At 65.9% G+C, this 16,419-nt stretch carries 11 protein-coding genes; 9 read left to right on the top strand and 2 right to left on the bottom strand.

Features of this window, described 5'->3' with window-relative positions; genetic code table 11:
• From ABIA70_RS05550 to ABIA70_RS05540, 3 genes are all read left to right on the top strand, one after another.
• Positions 1-483 (top strand): carbohydrate ABC transporter permease (locus ABIA70_RS05550; RefSeq protein ID WP_354146552.1); only part of this gene is annotated, 483 nt, incomplete at its 5' end.
• A 25-nt stretch (positions 484-508) separates the two neighbouring features.
• Positions 509-1,168, top strand: a complete 660-nt coding sequence (locus ABIA70_RS05545) for a Poxvirus protein I5 (RefSeq protein ID WP_354146551.1) — start codon at positions 509-511, stop codon at positions 1,166-1,168.
• Between the two features lie 54 nt (positions 1,169-1,222).
• Positions 1,223-2,482 carry an MFS transporter gene (locus ABIA70_RS05540; RefSeq protein ID WP_354146550.1) on the top strand — a complete coding sequence of 420 codons (1,260 nt, stop codon included), beginning with the start codon at positions 1,223-1,225 and terminating at the stop codon, positions 2,480-2,482.
• A gap of 169 nt (positions 2,483-2,651) precedes the next feature.
• On the opposite strand, the gene ABIA70_RS05535 is transcribed toward ABIA70_RS05540, so the two are convergent.
• Complete coding sequence (locus tag ABIA70_RS05535) at positions 2,652-5,906, bottom strand: family 78 glycoside hydrolase catalytic domain (protein ID WP_354146549.1); 3,255 nt, start codon at positions 5,904-5,906, stop codon at positions 2,652-2,654.
• Positions 5,894-7,102 (bottom strand): Gfo/Idh/MocA family protein, encoded by a 1,209-nt coding sequence (locus ABIA70_RS05530; RefSeq protein ID WP_354146548.1) that lies wholly within the window; start codon positions 7,100-7,102, stop codon positions 5,894-5,896. Before ABIA70_RS05530 ends, ABIA70_RS05535 begins: the two co-directional genes overlap by 13 nt.
• 356 nt (positions 7,103-7,458) lie before the next feature.
• Between ABIA70_RS05530 and ABIA70_RS05525 the strand changes: the two genes are divergently transcribed.
• The 6 genes from ABIA70_RS05525 to ABIA70_RS05500 all read left to right on the top strand — a co-directional run bounded on the left by ABIA70_RS05525 (position 7,459) and on the right by ABIA70_RS05500 (position 16,407).
• On the top strand, positions 7,459-8,154 hold the full coding sequence (locus ABIA70_RS05525) for a YesL family protein (RefSeq protein ID WP_354146547.1): 696 nt from the start codon (positions 7,459-7,461) through the stop codon (positions 8,152-8,154).
• On the top strand, positions 8,147-10,261 hold the full coding sequence (locus ABIA70_RS05520) for a beta-galactosidase (protein ID WP_354146546.1): 2,115 nt from the start codon (positions 8,147-8,149) through the stop codon (positions 10,259-10,261). The genes ABIA70_RS05525 and ABIA70_RS05520 overlap by 8 nt, the downstream gene beginning before the upstream one ends.
• On the top strand, positions 10,258-12,828 hold the full coding sequence (locus ABIA70_RS05515) for an exo-rhamnogalacturonan lyase family protein (RefSeq protein WP_354146545.1): 2,571 nt from the start codon (positions 10,258-10,260) through the stop codon (positions 12,826-12,828). The genes ABIA70_RS05520 and ABIA70_RS05515 overlap by 4 nt, the downstream gene beginning before the upstream one ends.
• A 68-nt stretch (positions 12,829-12,896) precedes the next feature.
• Positions 12,897-14,429 carry an extracellular solute-binding protein gene (locus ABIA70_RS05510; RefSeq protein ID WP_354146544.1) on the top strand — a complete coding sequence of 511 codons (1,533 nt, stop codon included), beginning with the start codon at positions 12,897-12,899 and terminating at the stop codon, positions 14,427-14,429.
• Positions 14,430-14,512: 83 nt separating this feature from the next.
• The gene (locus ABIA70_RS05505; RefSeq protein WP_354146543.1) at positions 14,513-15,535 is read left to right on the top strand and encodes an ABC transporter permease; all 1,023 of its coding nucleotides are present in this window, start codon (positions 14,513-14,515) and stop codon (positions 15,533-15,535) included.
• Positions 15,535-16,407, top strand: coding sequence for a carbohydrate ABC transporter permease (locus ABIA70_RS05500; RefSeq protein WP_354146542.1), 873 nt, complete (start codon positions 15,535-15,537; stop codon positions 16,405-16,407). The genes ABIA70_RS05505 and ABIA70_RS05500 overlap by 1 nt, the downstream gene beginning before the upstream one ends.
• Positions 16,408-16,419 lie beyond the last annotated feature (12 nt).

The raw sequence follows: 16,419 nt of genomic DNA, 5'->3' as shown, positions 1-16,419 counted from the left end.
TTCCACGTGGTGATCATCCCGCAGTACATCATCTTCAACCAGCTCGGCCTCGTGGACACCTACGTGCCGCTGCTGATCGGCAAGTTCCTCGCCGGGGACGCGTTCTTCGTGTTCCTCATGGTCCAGTTCATGCGCAACCTCCCCGCCGAACTCGACGAAGCAGCAAGGATCGACGGCGCCGGCCACGTCCGGATCTTCACCGCCATCATGCTCCCGCTGATGAAACCGGCCCTGATCTCCACCTCGATCTTCTCCTTCATCTGGAGCTGGAACGACTTCCTGGGCCCCCTGCTCTACCTGAACACCCCGGAGAAATACCCGCTCCCGCTGGCCCTGCGCCTCTTCGTGGACCAGACCCAGTCCTCGGACTACGGAGCCATGATCGCCATGTCCGTCCTGGCCCTCCTCCCGGTCCTGATCTTCTTCCTCGTCTTCCAGCGCTACATTGTTGAAGGCGTCTCCACCCAGGGACTCAAGGGCTGACGGCGACGGATAACGGATACAGAAAATGAGCATCATGGACAGCACCACACCCGCACCTGAGCGGGGCGAACCCATCCCGGTGAACCGCTTCGCCCTGTTTTCCGAGACCCTCCTGGCCGGACTGTTCGTGCTGGTGCTGTCCATCCCGCTGGTCACGATCCCGGCCGCCTATGCGGCCGGGATCGCCCACCTGGAACGGCACCTCTCCGGGCGGGATGATTCAATCCGCGGCCTCTGGGGCACCTTCCGCTCCGCCCTGCCGGGCAGCTGGAGGCTGGGAATCACGACGGCGGCAGCCGCCGTCGTGATTGTCCTTAACCTCCAACTCGCAACGGTGGGGCAATTACCGGGAAGCTCCGTGGTCCTGCCGGCCACGCTCATCCTGGCCGGCGCCGGAGCAGTCCTGCTGCTGCGCACAACGGCCGCATGGTCCAACTTTTCAGGCGTCAACAAAGACGCAGGCCGGGTCGGCGCGGCCGCCAACACGCCGTCGGCCGCGTGGTCCTCCGCATTCAACGCCGGCAAGGCGCTTTCCCTCCGGGACTGGACGGGTTCACTCCTGCTGGTCGCTGCGATCTTTGGGGCAGTGGTCTTTGTATGGATGCTCGTTGCCCTGTTCGTGGTGGTTCCGGGCACTCTGATCCTGGCAGCGGCCGCAGTGAAGATACGCTCCGCCCGCGCCTAGCCCGAAGTTCACGCAGTCCATTTCTTCCATCACTACCGAGCTGAGTGACGCGTCGTGTCTTCCGACAGCCCACAGTCCGCAGAATCCCTTCGAACCCCGCAGCGGACGGCCCGCTGGTACCACCCGCTGACCCAGTACAACTACCGGCTGTATATGGCCATGTCACTGGCAGGCAGCATGGGCGTCTGGATGCAGCGGCTGGCCCAGGACTGGCTGGTCCTGCAGCTCACCGGAAGCCCGGCCGCCGTGGGCATTGCCGTCGCGCTGCAGTTCCTGCCGATGCTGATCATCGGCCCCCTCAGTGGGCTGCTGGTGGACATGTTCCCCAAGCGCCGCATCATGATGGTGTGCCAGTCGGTGATCGTCCTGCTCGCTGCGGGCCTCGCGGCCGCGGCTGCCACAGGCAATATCACCGTGTGGATGGTCTACGGAAGCTGCATCGCACTGGGTGTCACCTCCGCGATTGACGGTCCCGCCCGGACGGTATTCGTCAACGAAGTGGTGGGCGACGCCGGACTCAGGCCCGCCATTGGCCTCAATAACGCCATCGGCCAGCTGGGGGCCATGGCCGGGCCCGCGCTGGGCGGACTGGTGATCGCCTACGCCGGATCCGCGGCCGCCTTCGCGTCAAACGCTTTTTTGGGCCTGCTCGTTCTCGGCATGATCGCCGCCATCCGGCCCGCCTTCCTGCATGCGCACGCCCGTGCTGCCCGCGGACGCGGCCAGCTTCTGGCCGGATTCCGGTACGTGCGGGACAGGCCGTCGCTGTTGTTGATTATTGCCCTGGCCGGGCTGCTTGGCGCCTTTGGCATGAACGGTCCTGTGGTGCTGGCGGCGTTCGCGGAGCGCATTTGGCATAACGGCGTTGAAGGTTTTGGCATGTTCAATACCGTCAGCGCCGTCGGTGCCCTCGCCGGCGCCCTGCTCGCTGCACGGCTGCGGACCTTCGGCCGGAAAGGGATTGTTGCCGCGGCCGGTCTTTTCGGCCTCGCCCAGCTGGTCGCGGCGCTCATGCCCACCCTTGTCCTCTTTGTCATCATGCTGGTGGCTGTGGGTTTGATGACCCTGCTGTTCCTGACGAGCGCCGCGACCGAGGTCCAGCTGGAAGCCGGGCCCGAGATCCGGGGGAGGGTGATGGCGCTCTACCTTCCGCTCCTGCTGGGCGGCCACGCTTTGGGCGGCCTGCTGGCGGGCTGGCTTACCGAAGAGTTCGGCGTCCGGACCGGCCTGGTGGTTACCGGTGCCCTGGGGATGCTGTCCGCTGCGGTCATTGGATTGCTGCTGTGGATGAACTCCCGCCGTGCGCGGCGCTGACCGCACTTCCGGGCAGGCCGTTGCAAAGAAGTCGATCGCCGAGATCAAGGGTTCCCTCACCTAAGCGGGGCGGGGCTCCCGGCGACGGGAAGGCCAGACAGGTCACCCTGCAGGAATGAACGACGCCGGATGCGAACCGCATCCGGCGTCGTTCGCCTTGTGGCGGCTGTCAGGATGCGCCGGACGGCGTGAAAGTCCATGTTCCGCTGTGGATCCTGAAATCCCGCGAACGCACATCGGCCCGCTCCGCCGTCGGGCCTTCGACTCCGTAGATCCCGTCCGGAAGCCGCACTGTCGCCGTGACGCCGGCGGGAACCGTGCACTCCAGTTGGATGCCCTGAGGGGTCCGCCGCCAGCTGACGGCGGCGTAGCCGTTGGCCAGCGGGACACGTCCGGCGGCATGGTCGAGCCGGCAGACCGGCGGTTCGATCAGCAGCTCCCGGCCTCCCGGGACGGTGGTCCGCACGCCCAGCAGGTACTCCAGGATCTCCTTCACCACGGAGGCGGACCAGGCGTGGGATTGGCTGTAGTCGGTGCCCTCCACCATTTCCCAGGCTTCCCAGGTGAAGCTGGCGCCCTGCTCGAGCAGCTGTGCCCAGCCGGGCTGTGCCGCGTTGGTGAGCAGGTCCAGGACGGCGTCCGTCAGCCCTGCCGCCAGCAGCGCACGAACCAGCCGGTGCACGGTCATGGGTCCCTGCCGCATTCCCTGGCCCGCGATCCGCTCCGCATCAGCGGATGCAAACGCCGGGTCGGTGATTCCGAGCGACAGCGGGAAGGATGTGGCGTGCTGGGACGCATGCGTGCTCGGGGTGCCGTCGGCGAGCAGCCCGTCCACCATCACCCCGGCAATCCTCAGGCGGGAACGGATGCTTTCCGTGAGGGCGCGGGCGTGGCCGGCGTACCGCACGGCCGCATCCTCGTCGCCTGCAAGGCTGCAGAGCCGGGCAGTTGAGATGAGCGCCGAGTACGCCTGCGCGTTGACGGTGGTCTTGGCAGCGCAGTCCATGTCGTAGCCGAAGCGGCCCGGAGCCGGCCAATCCACAATTCCGTGGAGGTACGGCCCGGAGCCGCCGCCCAATCCGGTGACGAGTCCCGCCGTCGGCCCTTCCGTTGCTACGTACCGCAACGCATAGTCAGCAGTGTTGCGAAGGTGGGGGAGCAGGTCCTGGATCAGTGCGAGGTCGCCGGTCCGCAGGTGGTATTCCTCGGCCCACTCCGGCATCATGAGCGAAAAATCGGGGATGTCCCGTTTCCCGTCGCCGTTGGGGTAGACCGCGTTGTAGCGTCCCAGGTCCTCCCCGTCGGTCCAGTACCGCGCGGCCGACCAGCCGAATTCCCGCAGCGCCTGCGCGGTATAGGCGTGCTCGCCGAACAGGGCCATGGTGGCGTAGGAGATGTTGACCGCGTCGGCCAGGAACTGGCCCTTTTCCCGTGTGGGCGTGTCCACGAACTGCTCCTGGACGCCGTACAGTGCGGAATCGCGCAGCAGCCTGAAGACCGCATTCAGTGTGGCGTCGGAGCTGCTGAAGCTGCCTTCGTCCGGGTGCCGGCCATGGACGACGACGGCGCCGACCCGCGAGAGGTCCGCCGCTTCCACGCCGGGGACTTCCAGGTACCGGAAGCCGAGGTGGACGGTGGAGCGGAACTCCTGCGGTCCGTCCGACTGGGTGTAGGGGAATGACATGTCGGTGTTCTGGCTGGCGGTCTTGCCTGTGTCCACCCGGCCGCCCGCGTCCAGGACGTAGCCGGCGCGGATCATCACGGTCCGGCCGGCGACGCCGTTGAGGAAGTCCACTTCCGGGCGGCCAGGGATGACCTGGCCGAAGTCCGCCACCAGGGTGCCGTCCGCGGCGGTCAGGAAGTGTTCCGGTGCAACAAAGGTCTCGGCCAAAGACGTCCGCCGGGGATGCAGGGCCGGGAACTCCCGTACGGGGTGGAGGCCATGGCTCAGGGCCGGGAGCACATCCTGACCGGCAACCAGGGCTGCCGCGGCCTGGCCGTCGAGGTGCTCCACGGGATCGCCCTCGTCATTGCGGTAGCCCGACTGGCGGTAGGGCGCCTGTTCGGCCGTCCAGTCAGGACCGGAGCCGAATACCTCGCGCCGCCCGTCCGTGTAGTCGACGCTGAGCCGGACCAGCAGGCCGGGAACCCCGGCAGCCCTGCCCTGGCCTGGACCGTACCAATGGAGCAGGGCGGTTAACGGAACTTCGCCTTGCGGGCCTAAGGGATGAACCGGTGAGTGGGCCCCGAGCAGCGCGGTGACATCGGCTGCGTCGTAATATCCCTCCCCGGGGTAGCCGAAGGAGGTGACGCTGAGGCAGGTTGTGCCGTCCACGGCCAGCTGGGCATGGTGGCTGGCTGCCGCAAAAAGTCGTGCCCGGGCCACCGTTCCCGTGAGCCGGACAGTGGTGCGGAAAAGCGTCCATTCGTCCGGCTGCCGGTGGGTGGTGGTCTTTGTCCAGCTGCTGAGGGATCCGCAGGATTCCTCAGGTCCGCCGTCGAACCGGTGTTCCAGGAGCACCGTGCCGCCCGCCGCAGCCGTGGAGGTCACCCGCAGCGAGGCATACTCGGTCTGGCTGCGGGGCCCCTGATGGAGTGCCAGACGGCCGTGGCGCCCAGCGGGGGCAGGCTCCGCCACGGTGAGCAGTTCGACGCCGTCGAGGCTGACGGTGATGGTGGCGCCGTCGTCGGTAACAGCCAGCTCGTGCCAGGTGCCGGCGACCAGGTCCTTGCCAGGCAGCCGCTCCTGGCTCGGCTGCGCATGTCGTTCAAGCCGGGCGCTGGCAAGCACCTCGCTGTCCGGGACGGCTGCGGCGGGAATTTCCCAGGCGGGGGCGCGCCGCAGGACAACGTTGCCTGCTGAGTTCAGTTCCAGCAGCAGCCCGGTTCCGGGGCCGGTGCTGCGCAGGAGCAGTCCTGCCCAGCCCATCGCGGGCCTGAGGCGGGCTTCCACGCTGACGGCGCGGACCGGAGGGCAGGGGAGGGGCAGGAAGGGGGAGCCTGCCACGCGCAGTGCGCCGCCCAGTACTTCCAGCGGAGCCCGGCCGCCCGGCGCCCGGTGGATCCAGTCGGCACCCCATCCGTTGTCCGCGATCCCGCTGCTGAACAGACCCGTTTCGGACCATGGCCCCGGACGGCCGGCGGAGTCAGTTACCCGGACCCGCCAGGTGTAGTCCGCATCTTCTGCCAGGTCAGGTCCGCCGTAAGCAATGTTGGCCTGCAGCCCGGACGCGACAGGCCCGGAGCACCAGACCTCGGTCCCGGCCGGGTCCTCAACGGCGATTTCGTAGCCGGTCTGCCGGGCAGCCGCAGGGTCGGCGTCGTCCGTGTGGGTCAGTTGCCAGCCGAAGACGGGCCTCAGGGATGCCGTCAGGCAGTGGGCGAGGCCGTCGGTCAGCAGGCCGGCAGGGATCAGGGCGCCCACGGGAGACCCAGTTCCCTGAACGTGGCGTGCTCCTGCGTGGCCCGGTCCAAGGCGTCTTCAATCCCGACGACGACGGCATGTGCAGCGTCGCCCTCGCCCACCCACTGGATGTGCTCGCTGCCGATCAGGGCCGGCAGCGGCGCGGTCCGAATGGCTTCCAGCACCAGCATGAAGGCACCGCTGTCCAGGAGGGGGCTGATCAGCGGGGTGCCGTCCTGTCGGTGGGCAATCAGGTTCTCGGTGAGATCGTCCCGGCCGAAAAGCTGCTCAGTCTGCCCCGCGGCTGTGGTGACGGTGAGCCGGTCCTCGGTGTAGTGGAACACCGCCTGGCCTGCTGAGCCCTGCAGCGTCACGTACGGTTCAACCGACTCGGTGGCACAGATGGTGAGCGCGCAGGTGACAGGGAGCCCGGCGGCGGTGCGGATCCGGATGACCGAGGTGTCGTCGGATTCGATGTCGTTGGCGCGGTACAGGTCCGTCTCCACCGAGGCGACGTCCGCCATGGTGCGCGCTCCCGCGATCCGTAAGGCCGTTGCTACGGCGTGGGCCAGCGGATTGGTGGCTACACCGTCAACCACATCAACGCCGTCAATGCTCCGTTTCCCGGCCCAACGGGATCGCTTGTAATAGGCCCTGTCGCGCACCCAGCGGCCGGTCGCAGAGACGCCTTGCAGGGTGCCGATGGCGCCGCTCGCCAGCAACTCCTCAATTGCCGCAAGCGCGTGTGATCCGAGGCTTTGGAAGCCGATCTGTACGCTCCTGCCGGACCTTTGGGCAGCCTCGCAAAGGGTGTTGAAGTCTGCCAGGGATGCCACCGGCGGCTTTTCGAGATAGACGTCCGCCTCCGTGGCCAGGGCGGCCAGGCCGAGCGGGGCATGGGTCTGGATGGGGGTGGCCACGATGATTACATCGAGGTCCCTCGTCTCCGCCAGGAGTTGGGTGAGCCCGGGAAAAACAGCGGCCGTCGCCGGAACGGCTCCCGGTGCCGGCAGCTGCGGATCGGCCACCGCTACGAGTTCGACGGCGCCCGCGGCCTGGAGCCGCTCAAGGTTCCGCAGGTGGTGGGCACCGAAGCCGTGGATACCCACCAGTGCCACGCGGGCGGTCCGGGTATGCGCAGCCGTTGGTGTAGGCGCCTGGACGGGATCTTCGTTCCGGGACTGGAACTCGGCGTCGGTGCCGGCTGGCGTTCCCATGGGTCTCCATTTCTGCCCGCAGGCACAAAAATCCTGGCTCCGGCCGGGAGTGGCCGCACCGGAGCTGACAAGCGAAGCTGAGGAGTCAGTGCGGACAAGTCGGGCCCGCCACCTACAGCATCGGCCCGCGTTCGCCGGCCGAGCGGTCCGGGACCAGCATACCCAGCCCGGCAAGCGCTTTCCAATAACCAGTGTGCGGCACGCGCCGGCACCAAGTCCACTAATGTAACGATTCAAAATTTTGCTTGACGCGCCCCCTGCGAGGGGTCTAGGTTCTGAGAAACCGATTACTTACGTGACGCGGCCCACTTCTGGAACCGTTTCTGCAACGATGGAGAACCGAACGGAGCTTTGCCATGCTGGCTGGAACATTCAGCGCACGTGCCTACTCATTCTTCGATACGCTGCTGTGGATCGCCTGCTTGAACCTGCTGTGGATGCTCTTCACCCTGCTGGGACTTGGCATCCTGGGCGCAGGTCCGGCGACTGCTGCGGCCCACATCCTGGTCCGTCGCCGGTCCCGCGGCGAGGCCGCGCCGCTCCTGAAATCCTTCACCCGGGAGTACTTCGCCAACTTCATCCGTGCCAATGCGCTGGCCTTGCCGGTCATGGCTGTGGCTGTTGTCCTGGTGATGAACTGGAACTACGCGTCACGGGCCGATGGCTTGATCTCCGAGCTTTTGGCTGCCGGCACCTTTGTGGCCGCACTCTTCCTGGCGGCCATGGTCTGCTACTTGTTTCCGCTGTATGCCCGTTATGAACTCCCGGTGGCCCAGTATCTGATGACCTCGTCGCGCTTTGCGGTCCGCCACCTTGCCGGGACGGTCATCCTGTTGTTCGTCAGCGCCGCGGCCGTTTACGCCAGCCAGACGCTGCCCGGGCTGATCCCCTTCTTCAGCATCGGCGCCTGGCTGTATGTGACCGGCTGGCTGTGCGACCGCTTCTTCACCGCCAACGATGAATCCGTGGCGGACGTGGCTCCGGTTCAAGGCGCTCCGGTGCAGGGTGCTGCCGCCGTCCGTCCCACGCAGCAGGGGGCACCCGTTGCGTGAGCTTTCTGACGGCCGGCTTTCTGAGGGCCAGCTTTTTGACGGCCGCCTCCTCTATGGCGCAGCGGTCTATCCCGAGGTCCTCGACGCCGCCACCTTTGAGGCCGACGCTGCTCATATGGCCCGGCTCGGCATGAACGCGGCCAGGCTGGGTGAGTTCATGTGGTCCGCCCTTGAAACTGACGACGGCGATATCCGCCTGGGCGTACTGGACCGGGCTCTCGACGTGCTGGGCACCCACGGGATCAAAGCCATCATCTGCACCCCCACCGTGACCCCGCCGGTCTGGCTGACCCATGGGTACCCGGAGCGACTGCACCACACGGCCGACGGCACCGCCCTGGGTCACGGCTCGAGGCAGCACATCTGCACGAACAACCCTGTTTTCCGCGACCGGGCCGCACGCATCACTCAGGCGCTCGCGGCCGCCGTCGGGAATGACCCCCGGGTGGTTGCCTGGCAACTGGACAACGAGTTCAAGTCCCACGTGGGCGGCTGCTACTGCGCCACATGCCGCGGGCTGTGGACCGAGTGGCTTGAAGACCGCTACCAGGAGGTGGGTCTGCTCAATGAGGCATGGCATTCGTCGGTGTGGAGTGAAACGTATCAAAACTTTGCCCAGGTGCCCCTTCCCGGTCCCACACCGTTCCTCCACAACACCTCGCTGGTCAACGCGTTCAGGCTGTTCAACCAGGAGAACATCAACCGGTTCGCCCGTGAACAGGCCGGCGCCATCCGTGCCCACAGCAACCTGCCGGTGACGCACAACAGCGGCTTTGGCTTCGACCTGGACAACGCGGCGCTCTTCGAGGGCCTGGACTTTTCCAGCTTCGACACCTACCCGTCCGCGGACAACCATTCCGCGTTCCTCATGAACCTGGACTATTTCCCAGGCCTGGGAAATTCCCGCCGGACGGTCCTGATGGAAACCAGCCCCAGCCACGGCGGCTCGGTGCAGAGCTACGGTGTGCCGCACCCGCACGGGTTCGTTGAGGCAGAGGCCTTCGCCAACTACGCTTCAGGGTCCGCAGGTTTTCTGTTCTGGCACTTCCGCCAGCACCGCGGCGGAAGCGAACAGGCGCACGGCTCCGTGGTCAGCGCCTGGGGCCAGCCCACCATCGGCTACTCCAGCGCCGAGGCAATCGGGACGCTGCTTCCGGCCATCAAGCAGCTGCTTGACCACAGCAGTCCCGCCCGGCCCGCCGTCGCCGTCCACTATTCGGACCACGCCAAGGCATTCCTGGCGACGGAAGCGGGTGACGGCGCCGGCTACCGCGGCCTGATCTCCGCGTTCCACGCAGGACTGGTCCGGGCAGGTATCCAGCGGTCCCTGCTGCCGGTGGAAGCCTCCCTCGCCGGCGTCCGCGTCCTGTTCACGCCGTTCGTCCACCACCTGCCGGCACAGGACCGGGAACGGATCCTTGACTGGGTACATGCCGGCGGGACCTGGGTCTGCGGACCCGGCACCGGCGGCCGCACCGAACACCACACGTGGCACGCAGACTCCGCCCTCGGCGGTCTGGAGGCCGCCGCCGGCGTCGAATCCGTTTTCCAGTTCCCGGCCACCGGCTCAGGTTCCCGAGGCAGCATCCTGGGACACGACGTCGTCCTCTCCCGCATGAGCACCTTCTTCAGCCTGCCGGAAACCGGATCGCCGCGCGCCGCCACGGCGCTGGGAACGGTCACCGCCGGTCCCGCCGAAGGCCTTGAATTCGCCACCGAACGCCGGATCGGCGCGGGCCGGATGATCCTGCTGGGCGCCCACCCCGGCACCGGGGCACCGGACGACGACGGCGCGGCGCTGGCCGCCGTCGTCGAGCATGCGTGTGCGGGGGTACTGCCCGGCGTGCGCACCGCGGGCGGCACGGTGGCGGACTACCCGCGCTGGCGCAACGGCAGGCTTCAGCACTGGCTGGTCAACATGGGCGGTGAACCGGGCACTTTCACCCTGGTACGGCCCGCACGCACGTTGCTGGTCAAGGATGACGTCCATTCGGCCGGCGGCAGCCACCGGGACCATCCCGGCATCACCCTGACCGCCGGCGTCCACACCCTGGGCGCCTACGACTACCTGGTCCTGGAAGACATCAAAGAGGAGCACTCACTGTGAAATGGCTTGAACAGGCACCGCGGGTGGACACCACCGCGTCCTTTGGCCGGCCGTGGACAGAGGGCGAACTGGCCCCTGACCGCGTCTCGGACATCCGGCTTGCCGATACGGCACTGGTCCATGAGGCCAGGCCGCTGGCTTTCTGGCCGGACGGCAGCGTGAAGTGGACTGCCCACGCCGTGGTGCTTCCGGCCGGAACGGACGCCGGTGGCCTGGAGCCCGCGCTGGCGCCTGTGCTGGCGCGGGCCACCGCGCCAGCTGTGGTGCAACCGCGGCTGCTTGCGGTCCAGGACGGCGGAGCCATCCGCGTGGACACCGGCGCTTTCGCCGTCACCGTTCCGGGCCCCGCCGGAAATACTGGAGGGGCCCTCACCGGTGCCTTTGTAGCCCCTGACGGGCGGCAGCTTGGCGATGCGCTTCGCCTGGTGGTGAGTGCACCGGATGCAGAAACGAGCATCGAGTCCGCGGCCATCGAAACGTCGGGCGCCGTCAGGACTGTGCTCCGGATCGAAGGAACGGTGACTGCAGGTGGCACCGGACTGCTCCGGTTCATCGTTCGCCTCGCCTTCTTCGCGGGCCAGCCCACCCTGCAGGTTACCCAGACCCTGCTCTTCCAGGACGCGGCAAAGGACCGGATCATCAAGGGCATCGGACTGCGGCTCGACAGGGGCCTCAGCGGGGACCTGCTGAACCGCCGCGTCAGCATCGCCGGGGACACCGCCGTCTACACCGAACCCGTGCAGTCGCTCTACACGCGGCCGTTCAGCGGCGACAACCCTGATTACGCACGCCAGTTGGCCGGCCAGGCCGTCGCAGAGTCGGCGGACTCGGCGGCGCTGTTCGCCGTCGGACGGCAGAACGCCGTCTGGTCCGCCTTCCGGATCACCCAGGAATCCGAGGACTACTTCCGGCTGGAGAAGCAGACCACGGCCAAACTGCTCCCCGTAAAGATGGGCAAGGGCCACCGCAGCCAAGGCCTCCTTTACGCCGGCGACACCTCCGGAGGGGTGGCGGTCACCCTGCGCGGGTTCTGGCAGAAGTTTCCTGCCGCCTTGGAAGTAGACGGCATGGCGGGGGACACCGCTTCCTTCACCGCCTGGTCCTGGGCCGAATCCGTGGAGCCCATGGACCTGCGCCACTACTCGGACGAATGCTACGTGCCGAGCGCCTACGAAGGTTTTGACGAGCTGCGCTCCACTCCGGAAGGTGTCGCCAACACCTCGCACATTTCTTTTGACTTCGTGGATGCTTCACCGTCCAGCGACTGGCTGTGGGAACTCGCCTGCGAACGCCAGCAGCCGGCCCAGCCAGTCTGCTCCCCGGAGCTCTACTACTCCTCCCGCGCCGCCGGAACCACGTGGGGGCTGCCGGAAGCGCTCCCCTCCGGGGAGCCGGTGGAACGGCGCCTCGATGGCCTGATCGATTTCTACACGCAGGAAGTTGAGCAGCGCGGCTGGTACGGCTACTGGAACTTCGGCGACTTTATGCACAGCTATGACCAGTACCGCCACCAGTGGCGTTATGACCTGGGCGGCTTCGCCTGGGCCAACAACGAACTTGCGCCCAACATGTGGCTGTGGCAATCGTTCCTGCGCACCGGTGACGCCCGGGCCTTCCGCCTGGCTGAGGCGATGACGTGGCACAGCGCGGAGGTGGACCGGCACCACTTCGGCGAATACTCGCAGCTGGGCTCCCGCCACAACGTGGTCCACTGGGGCTGCGGCTGCAAGGAAGTCCGGATCAGCATGGCCGGCCTGCACCGTTATTACTACTTCCTGACCGGCGACGAACGCATCGGGGAACTCCTGTCCGAGGTGCGCGACGCCGAGCATGCGCTGGACCGGCTGGACCCCATGCGCGAGTTCTATGAACGGACTCCCGAGCGGACCCACATCCGGATCGGCCCGGACTGGTCAGCACTGGTCTCCAACTGGTTCAGCGAATGGGAACGGACCGGCGACACCCAGTGGAAAGACCGGATCACCAAGGGTATCGGCCAGCTCGAGGCCATGCCGCACGGGCTGCTGTCCGGACCCACCCTGGAATTCGACGCCTCCGGGCCGGACCTGCACCACATGTTCACCGGCACTGCGGGTGGCTTCCACATGATCATCGCCTTCGGTGCCCCACAGGTCTGGATGGAGGTTGCCGAGGCACTGGACCATGAAGGCTTCCGCCGAATGCTCGCCGATTTCGGCAGGTTCTACGCGCTCCCGGAAGAGGAAAAGCAGCGCCGGACCGGCGGTGCCCTGGACGACTCCCACTTCAGCTGGCCCTCCATGGCCACCGGAATGATGGCCTACGGCGCCTGGTACTACCGCGACGAGGAACTTGCTTCCAAGGCATGGGAAATCCTGCTCGAAGATGCCGGCGGCGGACTGTCAGCCCCCTTCACCGAACGGCTGCAGCAGGCGCAGACCTGGCAGCCCGTCGTCGAGCATCCCGCCATTTCCACCAACTGGGCCTCCCAGTGGGCCCTCAACGCCACGCTCTGCCTGGAGCTGATCGGGCCGCCGGGCAGTCTCCGCTGGGCCAACCGCCCCCAAAACCTGACCCGTACCGCCTGAACTTCACCAACTGAACTTCACCAACTGAACCGACCGACTCAACCCCGAAGAAGTGGACAAGGAACACCATGATTAACAGAAAATTCAGCCTGGCCGCCGCCGTCGTGACCGCCACGGCCCTGACCCTGACCGCCTGCGGCGGCGGGGGCGAGGCACCCGCCGCGGACCTGACCAAGGTCAGCATCATGGCCCCCTTCCTGGAGGCCCAGCCACCGGCCGCGGACGGCGCCGTCCAGAAGAAGCTGGCGGAAATCACCGGCAAGGAAGTCAACATCAACTGGACGCCCAACGCCTCCTACGAAGACAAAATGAACATCACGCTGGCCTCCTCCGACATCCCCCAGGTCATGGTGGTCCAGAGCAAGTCACCGGGCTTCGTCAAGAATGCCGAAGCCGGCGCTTTCTGGGACCTGACGGACAAACTGGCGGACTACCCCAACCTGAAGACCACCTTCCCGGACATCCAGAAAAACGCGAGCATTAACGGCAAGGTCTTCGGCGTATACCGTGGCCGGGCTCCCATGCGCGCAGCTGTCATGTTCCGCCAGGACTGGATGGACAAGCTGGGCCTGGAAGCCCCCAAAACCACCGAGGACCTGTACAAGGTTGCGAAGGCCTTCACGGAACAGGACCCGGACGGCAACGGTCAGGACGATACCTGGGGCATCACCATCCCCAAATGGGGTGCCCTGGGATCCAACAGCCCCTATGACCTGATCGAGGAATGGTACGGCGCCGGCAACCGCTGGACCGAGAAGGACGGAAAGCTGGTCCCCAGCTTCGAGACCGAGGAATTCCTCGAAGCCAACCGCTTCGTCAAGAAAATGGTGGATGAGAAGCTCATCAACCCGGACTTCGCCACTTTCGACGGCACCAAGTGGAACGAGCCGTTCTTCAACGGCAAGGGCGGCATCATTGTCGACGTCGACTCCAGGGTCAGCGTGCTGATCAACCTGTTCAAGCAGGCCAACCCGAATGACTTTGAGAAGAAAGTGGGTTTTGTCGGGAACCTTGAGGGCCCCGACGGCGAACTGCACGCCCACCCCACCGACGGCTACTCCGGCTTCCTGGCCATTCCCAAGTCCAGCGTTCGTACCGAAGCTGAACTGAAGAAGGTCCTGGAATTCATGAACACCCTCAATGGCAAGGACGCCGCGGTGCTGCTCAACAACGGCATCGAGGGTGTGAACTTCACGCTGGAGAACGGTGCCGCTGCCCCGATCAAACCTGAAACCCCTGAGGGGAAGGCGGTTGCCACCGATATCAAGAGCTACGCACAACTGGGCATGAATGTCGCCGGGAACAGCTTCTACCCGGTCAAGCAGCCCTCCGAATACGAACAGAAGGTCTTCGACAAGCGGACTGAAGTGATGGCTGCGGATCTGAAGAGCGCTGTCTACAACCCGGCTGCACCCTATGTCTCGGCCACCTACGTGTCCAAGGGCGCCCAGCTGGACAACATCGTCGCCGATGCGCGGATCAAGTACCTTGCCGGCCAGATCGATGAGCAGGGCCTGAAGGACGCCATCAAGCTGTGGAACACCAGCGGCGGCGACAAGGTCAAGGAAGAGATCAACAAGCTCTGGCAGGACAACAAGTAGCATCCGCCCGGCGCTGCCGGCCGGCCCGTCCCCGTGCACGGGCCGGCCGGCAGCGCACCATCACCACCAGAAAGGAGGCCTGCATGTCGCAACTGACAGACGCACTGGCCTCGAACATCGGCGCCGGCGACGGTGCCGGGGCGGAACCCGCCAAGGCCAGCAAACGGGGCAGGAAACCCCCCAAGGCCCCGAAGGTCCCGTGCGGTAAGTTCTCGGTCCATTTCGCGCACTACAAGTGGCTGTACCTTCTCCTGTTGCCCGGTGTGCTGTATTTCGCGGTGTTCCGCTACGCCCCGATGTACGGGGTGTCCATCGCGTTCAAGGATTACGTCCCGTTCCTGGGCGTCAACGCCAGCCCGTGGGTGGGATTCCAGCACTTCCAGGACTTCTTCTCCAACCCGGACTTCGCCCGGCTGCTGGGGAACACACTGATCCTGGCGTTCCTGAACCTGGGCATCGCGTTCCCGCTGACCATCGTTTTGGCGCTGCTGCTGAACGAGGTCCGCCTCTCCATCCTCAAACGCACCGTCCAGACCCTGGTCTACATCCCGCACTTCCTGTCCTGGACCATCGTGGCGTCACTGAGCTTCCTGCTCTTCGCCCTCGATTTCGGGCCGCTGTTCCTGTTCATCAACAACGTCCTGGGCACGGACATCGACTTCCTCTCCGACCCGGCCTGGTTCCGGCCGCTCATTGTGCTCCAGGAAATCTGGAAGAACACCGGGTGGGGGACCATCATCTTCCTCGCGGCGCTGGCCACCGTGGACCAGGACCAGTACGAGGCAGCGATCATCGACGGAGCCGGTCGGTTCCGCCGGGTCTGGCACATCACCCTCCCCGGGATCCGCTCCACCATCATCGTGATGCTGATCCTGGCGATCGGGCAGATGCTGAACACCGGCTTCGAGCAGATCTACCTCATGACCAACGCCCTGAACCGGTCCGTGGCCGATGTCTTTGACACCTACGTGTACTTCGTGGGCATCACCCAGGGCGCCTACTCCTACTCGACCGCGGTGGGACTGTTCAAATCCCTGGTGGGCATCGTGCTGATCTTCGGCACCAACGCCCTGGCCAAGCGATTCAACCAGAGCGGACTGTTCTAATGAAGGTTCACAACACTCCCGGCGGGCGCGTCTTCGACGCCGCCAACTACGTTTTCCTGACGCTGATCGGCATCGTCACCCTGCTGCCGTTCGTTTACGTTTTCGCAGGCTCCTTCGCCACCGAGGCCGAAATCACCCGGCGCGCGTTTTTCGTCTGGCCAGAGCAGTTTTCCCTGGGCGCCTACGAATACATCTTCTCCACCCAGGCGTTCATCAAGGCCCTGATCACCACCGTGCTCGTCACCGTGGTGGGTACTGTGGTGCAGCTGATCCTGACCGTCACCATGGCCTACCCGCTGGCCAAACGGAACCTCCGCGGCCGGCAGCTCATCCTGTCCCTGGTGGTCTTCGCCATGGTGTTCTCCGGCGGCATGATTCCCACGTTTCTGCTGGTCAAGGACCTGGGCCTGCTCAACTCGTACTGGGCGCTGATCCTGCCCGCAGCGATCAACCCGTTCAGCCTGATCATCATCAAGAACTTTTTCCAGGAGCTTCCCGCCGAGCTGGAGGAGTCCGCCAAGATGGACGGCGCCACGGAGGTAGGGATCCTCTGGCGGATCCTGCTGCCACTGTCCAAACCGGTGCTGGCAACGTTCGCCCTCTTCTACGCCGTCGGGATCTGGAACGACTTCATGTCCCCCCTGCTCTACCTGTCCGATAACTCCAAGTGGACCTTGCAGATGTACCTGCGCCAGGTCACCGCCTCCTCCGACCTGCTCGGCACCGGAAACGTGGACCCTAACTACATCCCCCCGGAACAGGGCATCAAGTTCGCCGTCATCGTGGTGGCCACGCTGCCCATCCTGATCTTCTACCCGTTCCTGCAAAAGCACTTCGCCAAGGGCATGCTGATCGGCTCCGTCAAGGGCTGACCGGGTGCCCGC

Source organism: Arthrobacter sp. 754 (assembly GCF_040548695.1).
Lineage (GTDB): Bacteria > Actinomycetota > Actinomycetes > Actinomycetales > Micrococcaceae > Arthrobacter.
The sequence above is the reverse complement of the archived record's forward strand: the minus strand, read 5'-3'. Positions and strand labels throughout refer to the sequence as shown.

Excerpts from the sequence above, each read along its gene's own strand:
- ABIA70_RS05525 (WP_354146547.1), top strand. The coding sequence starts at position 7,459 with ATGCTGGCTGGAACATTCAGCGCACGTGCCTACTCATTCTTCGATACG.
- ABIA70_RS05500 (WP_354146542.1), top strand. The coding sequence starts at position 15,535 with ATGAAGGTTCACAACACTCCCGGCGGGCGCGTCTTCGACGCCGCCAAC.
- ABIA70_RS05545 (WP_354146551.1), top strand. The coding sequence starts at position 509 with ATGAGCATCATGGACAGCACCACACCCGCACCTGAGCGGGGCGAACCC.
- ABIA70_RS05505 (WP_354146543.1), top strand. The coding sequence starts at position 14,513 with ATGTCGCAACTGACAGACGCACTGGCCTCGAACATCGGCGCCGGCGAC.
- ABIA70_RS05530 (WP_354146548.1), bottom strand. The coding sequence starts at position 7,102 with ATGGGAACGCCAGCCGGCACCGACGCCGAGTTCCAGTCCCGGAACGAA.
- ABIA70_RS05510 (WP_354146544.1), top strand. The coding sequence starts at position 12,897 with ATGATTAACAGAAAATTCAGCCTGGCCGCCGCCGTCGTGACCGCCACG.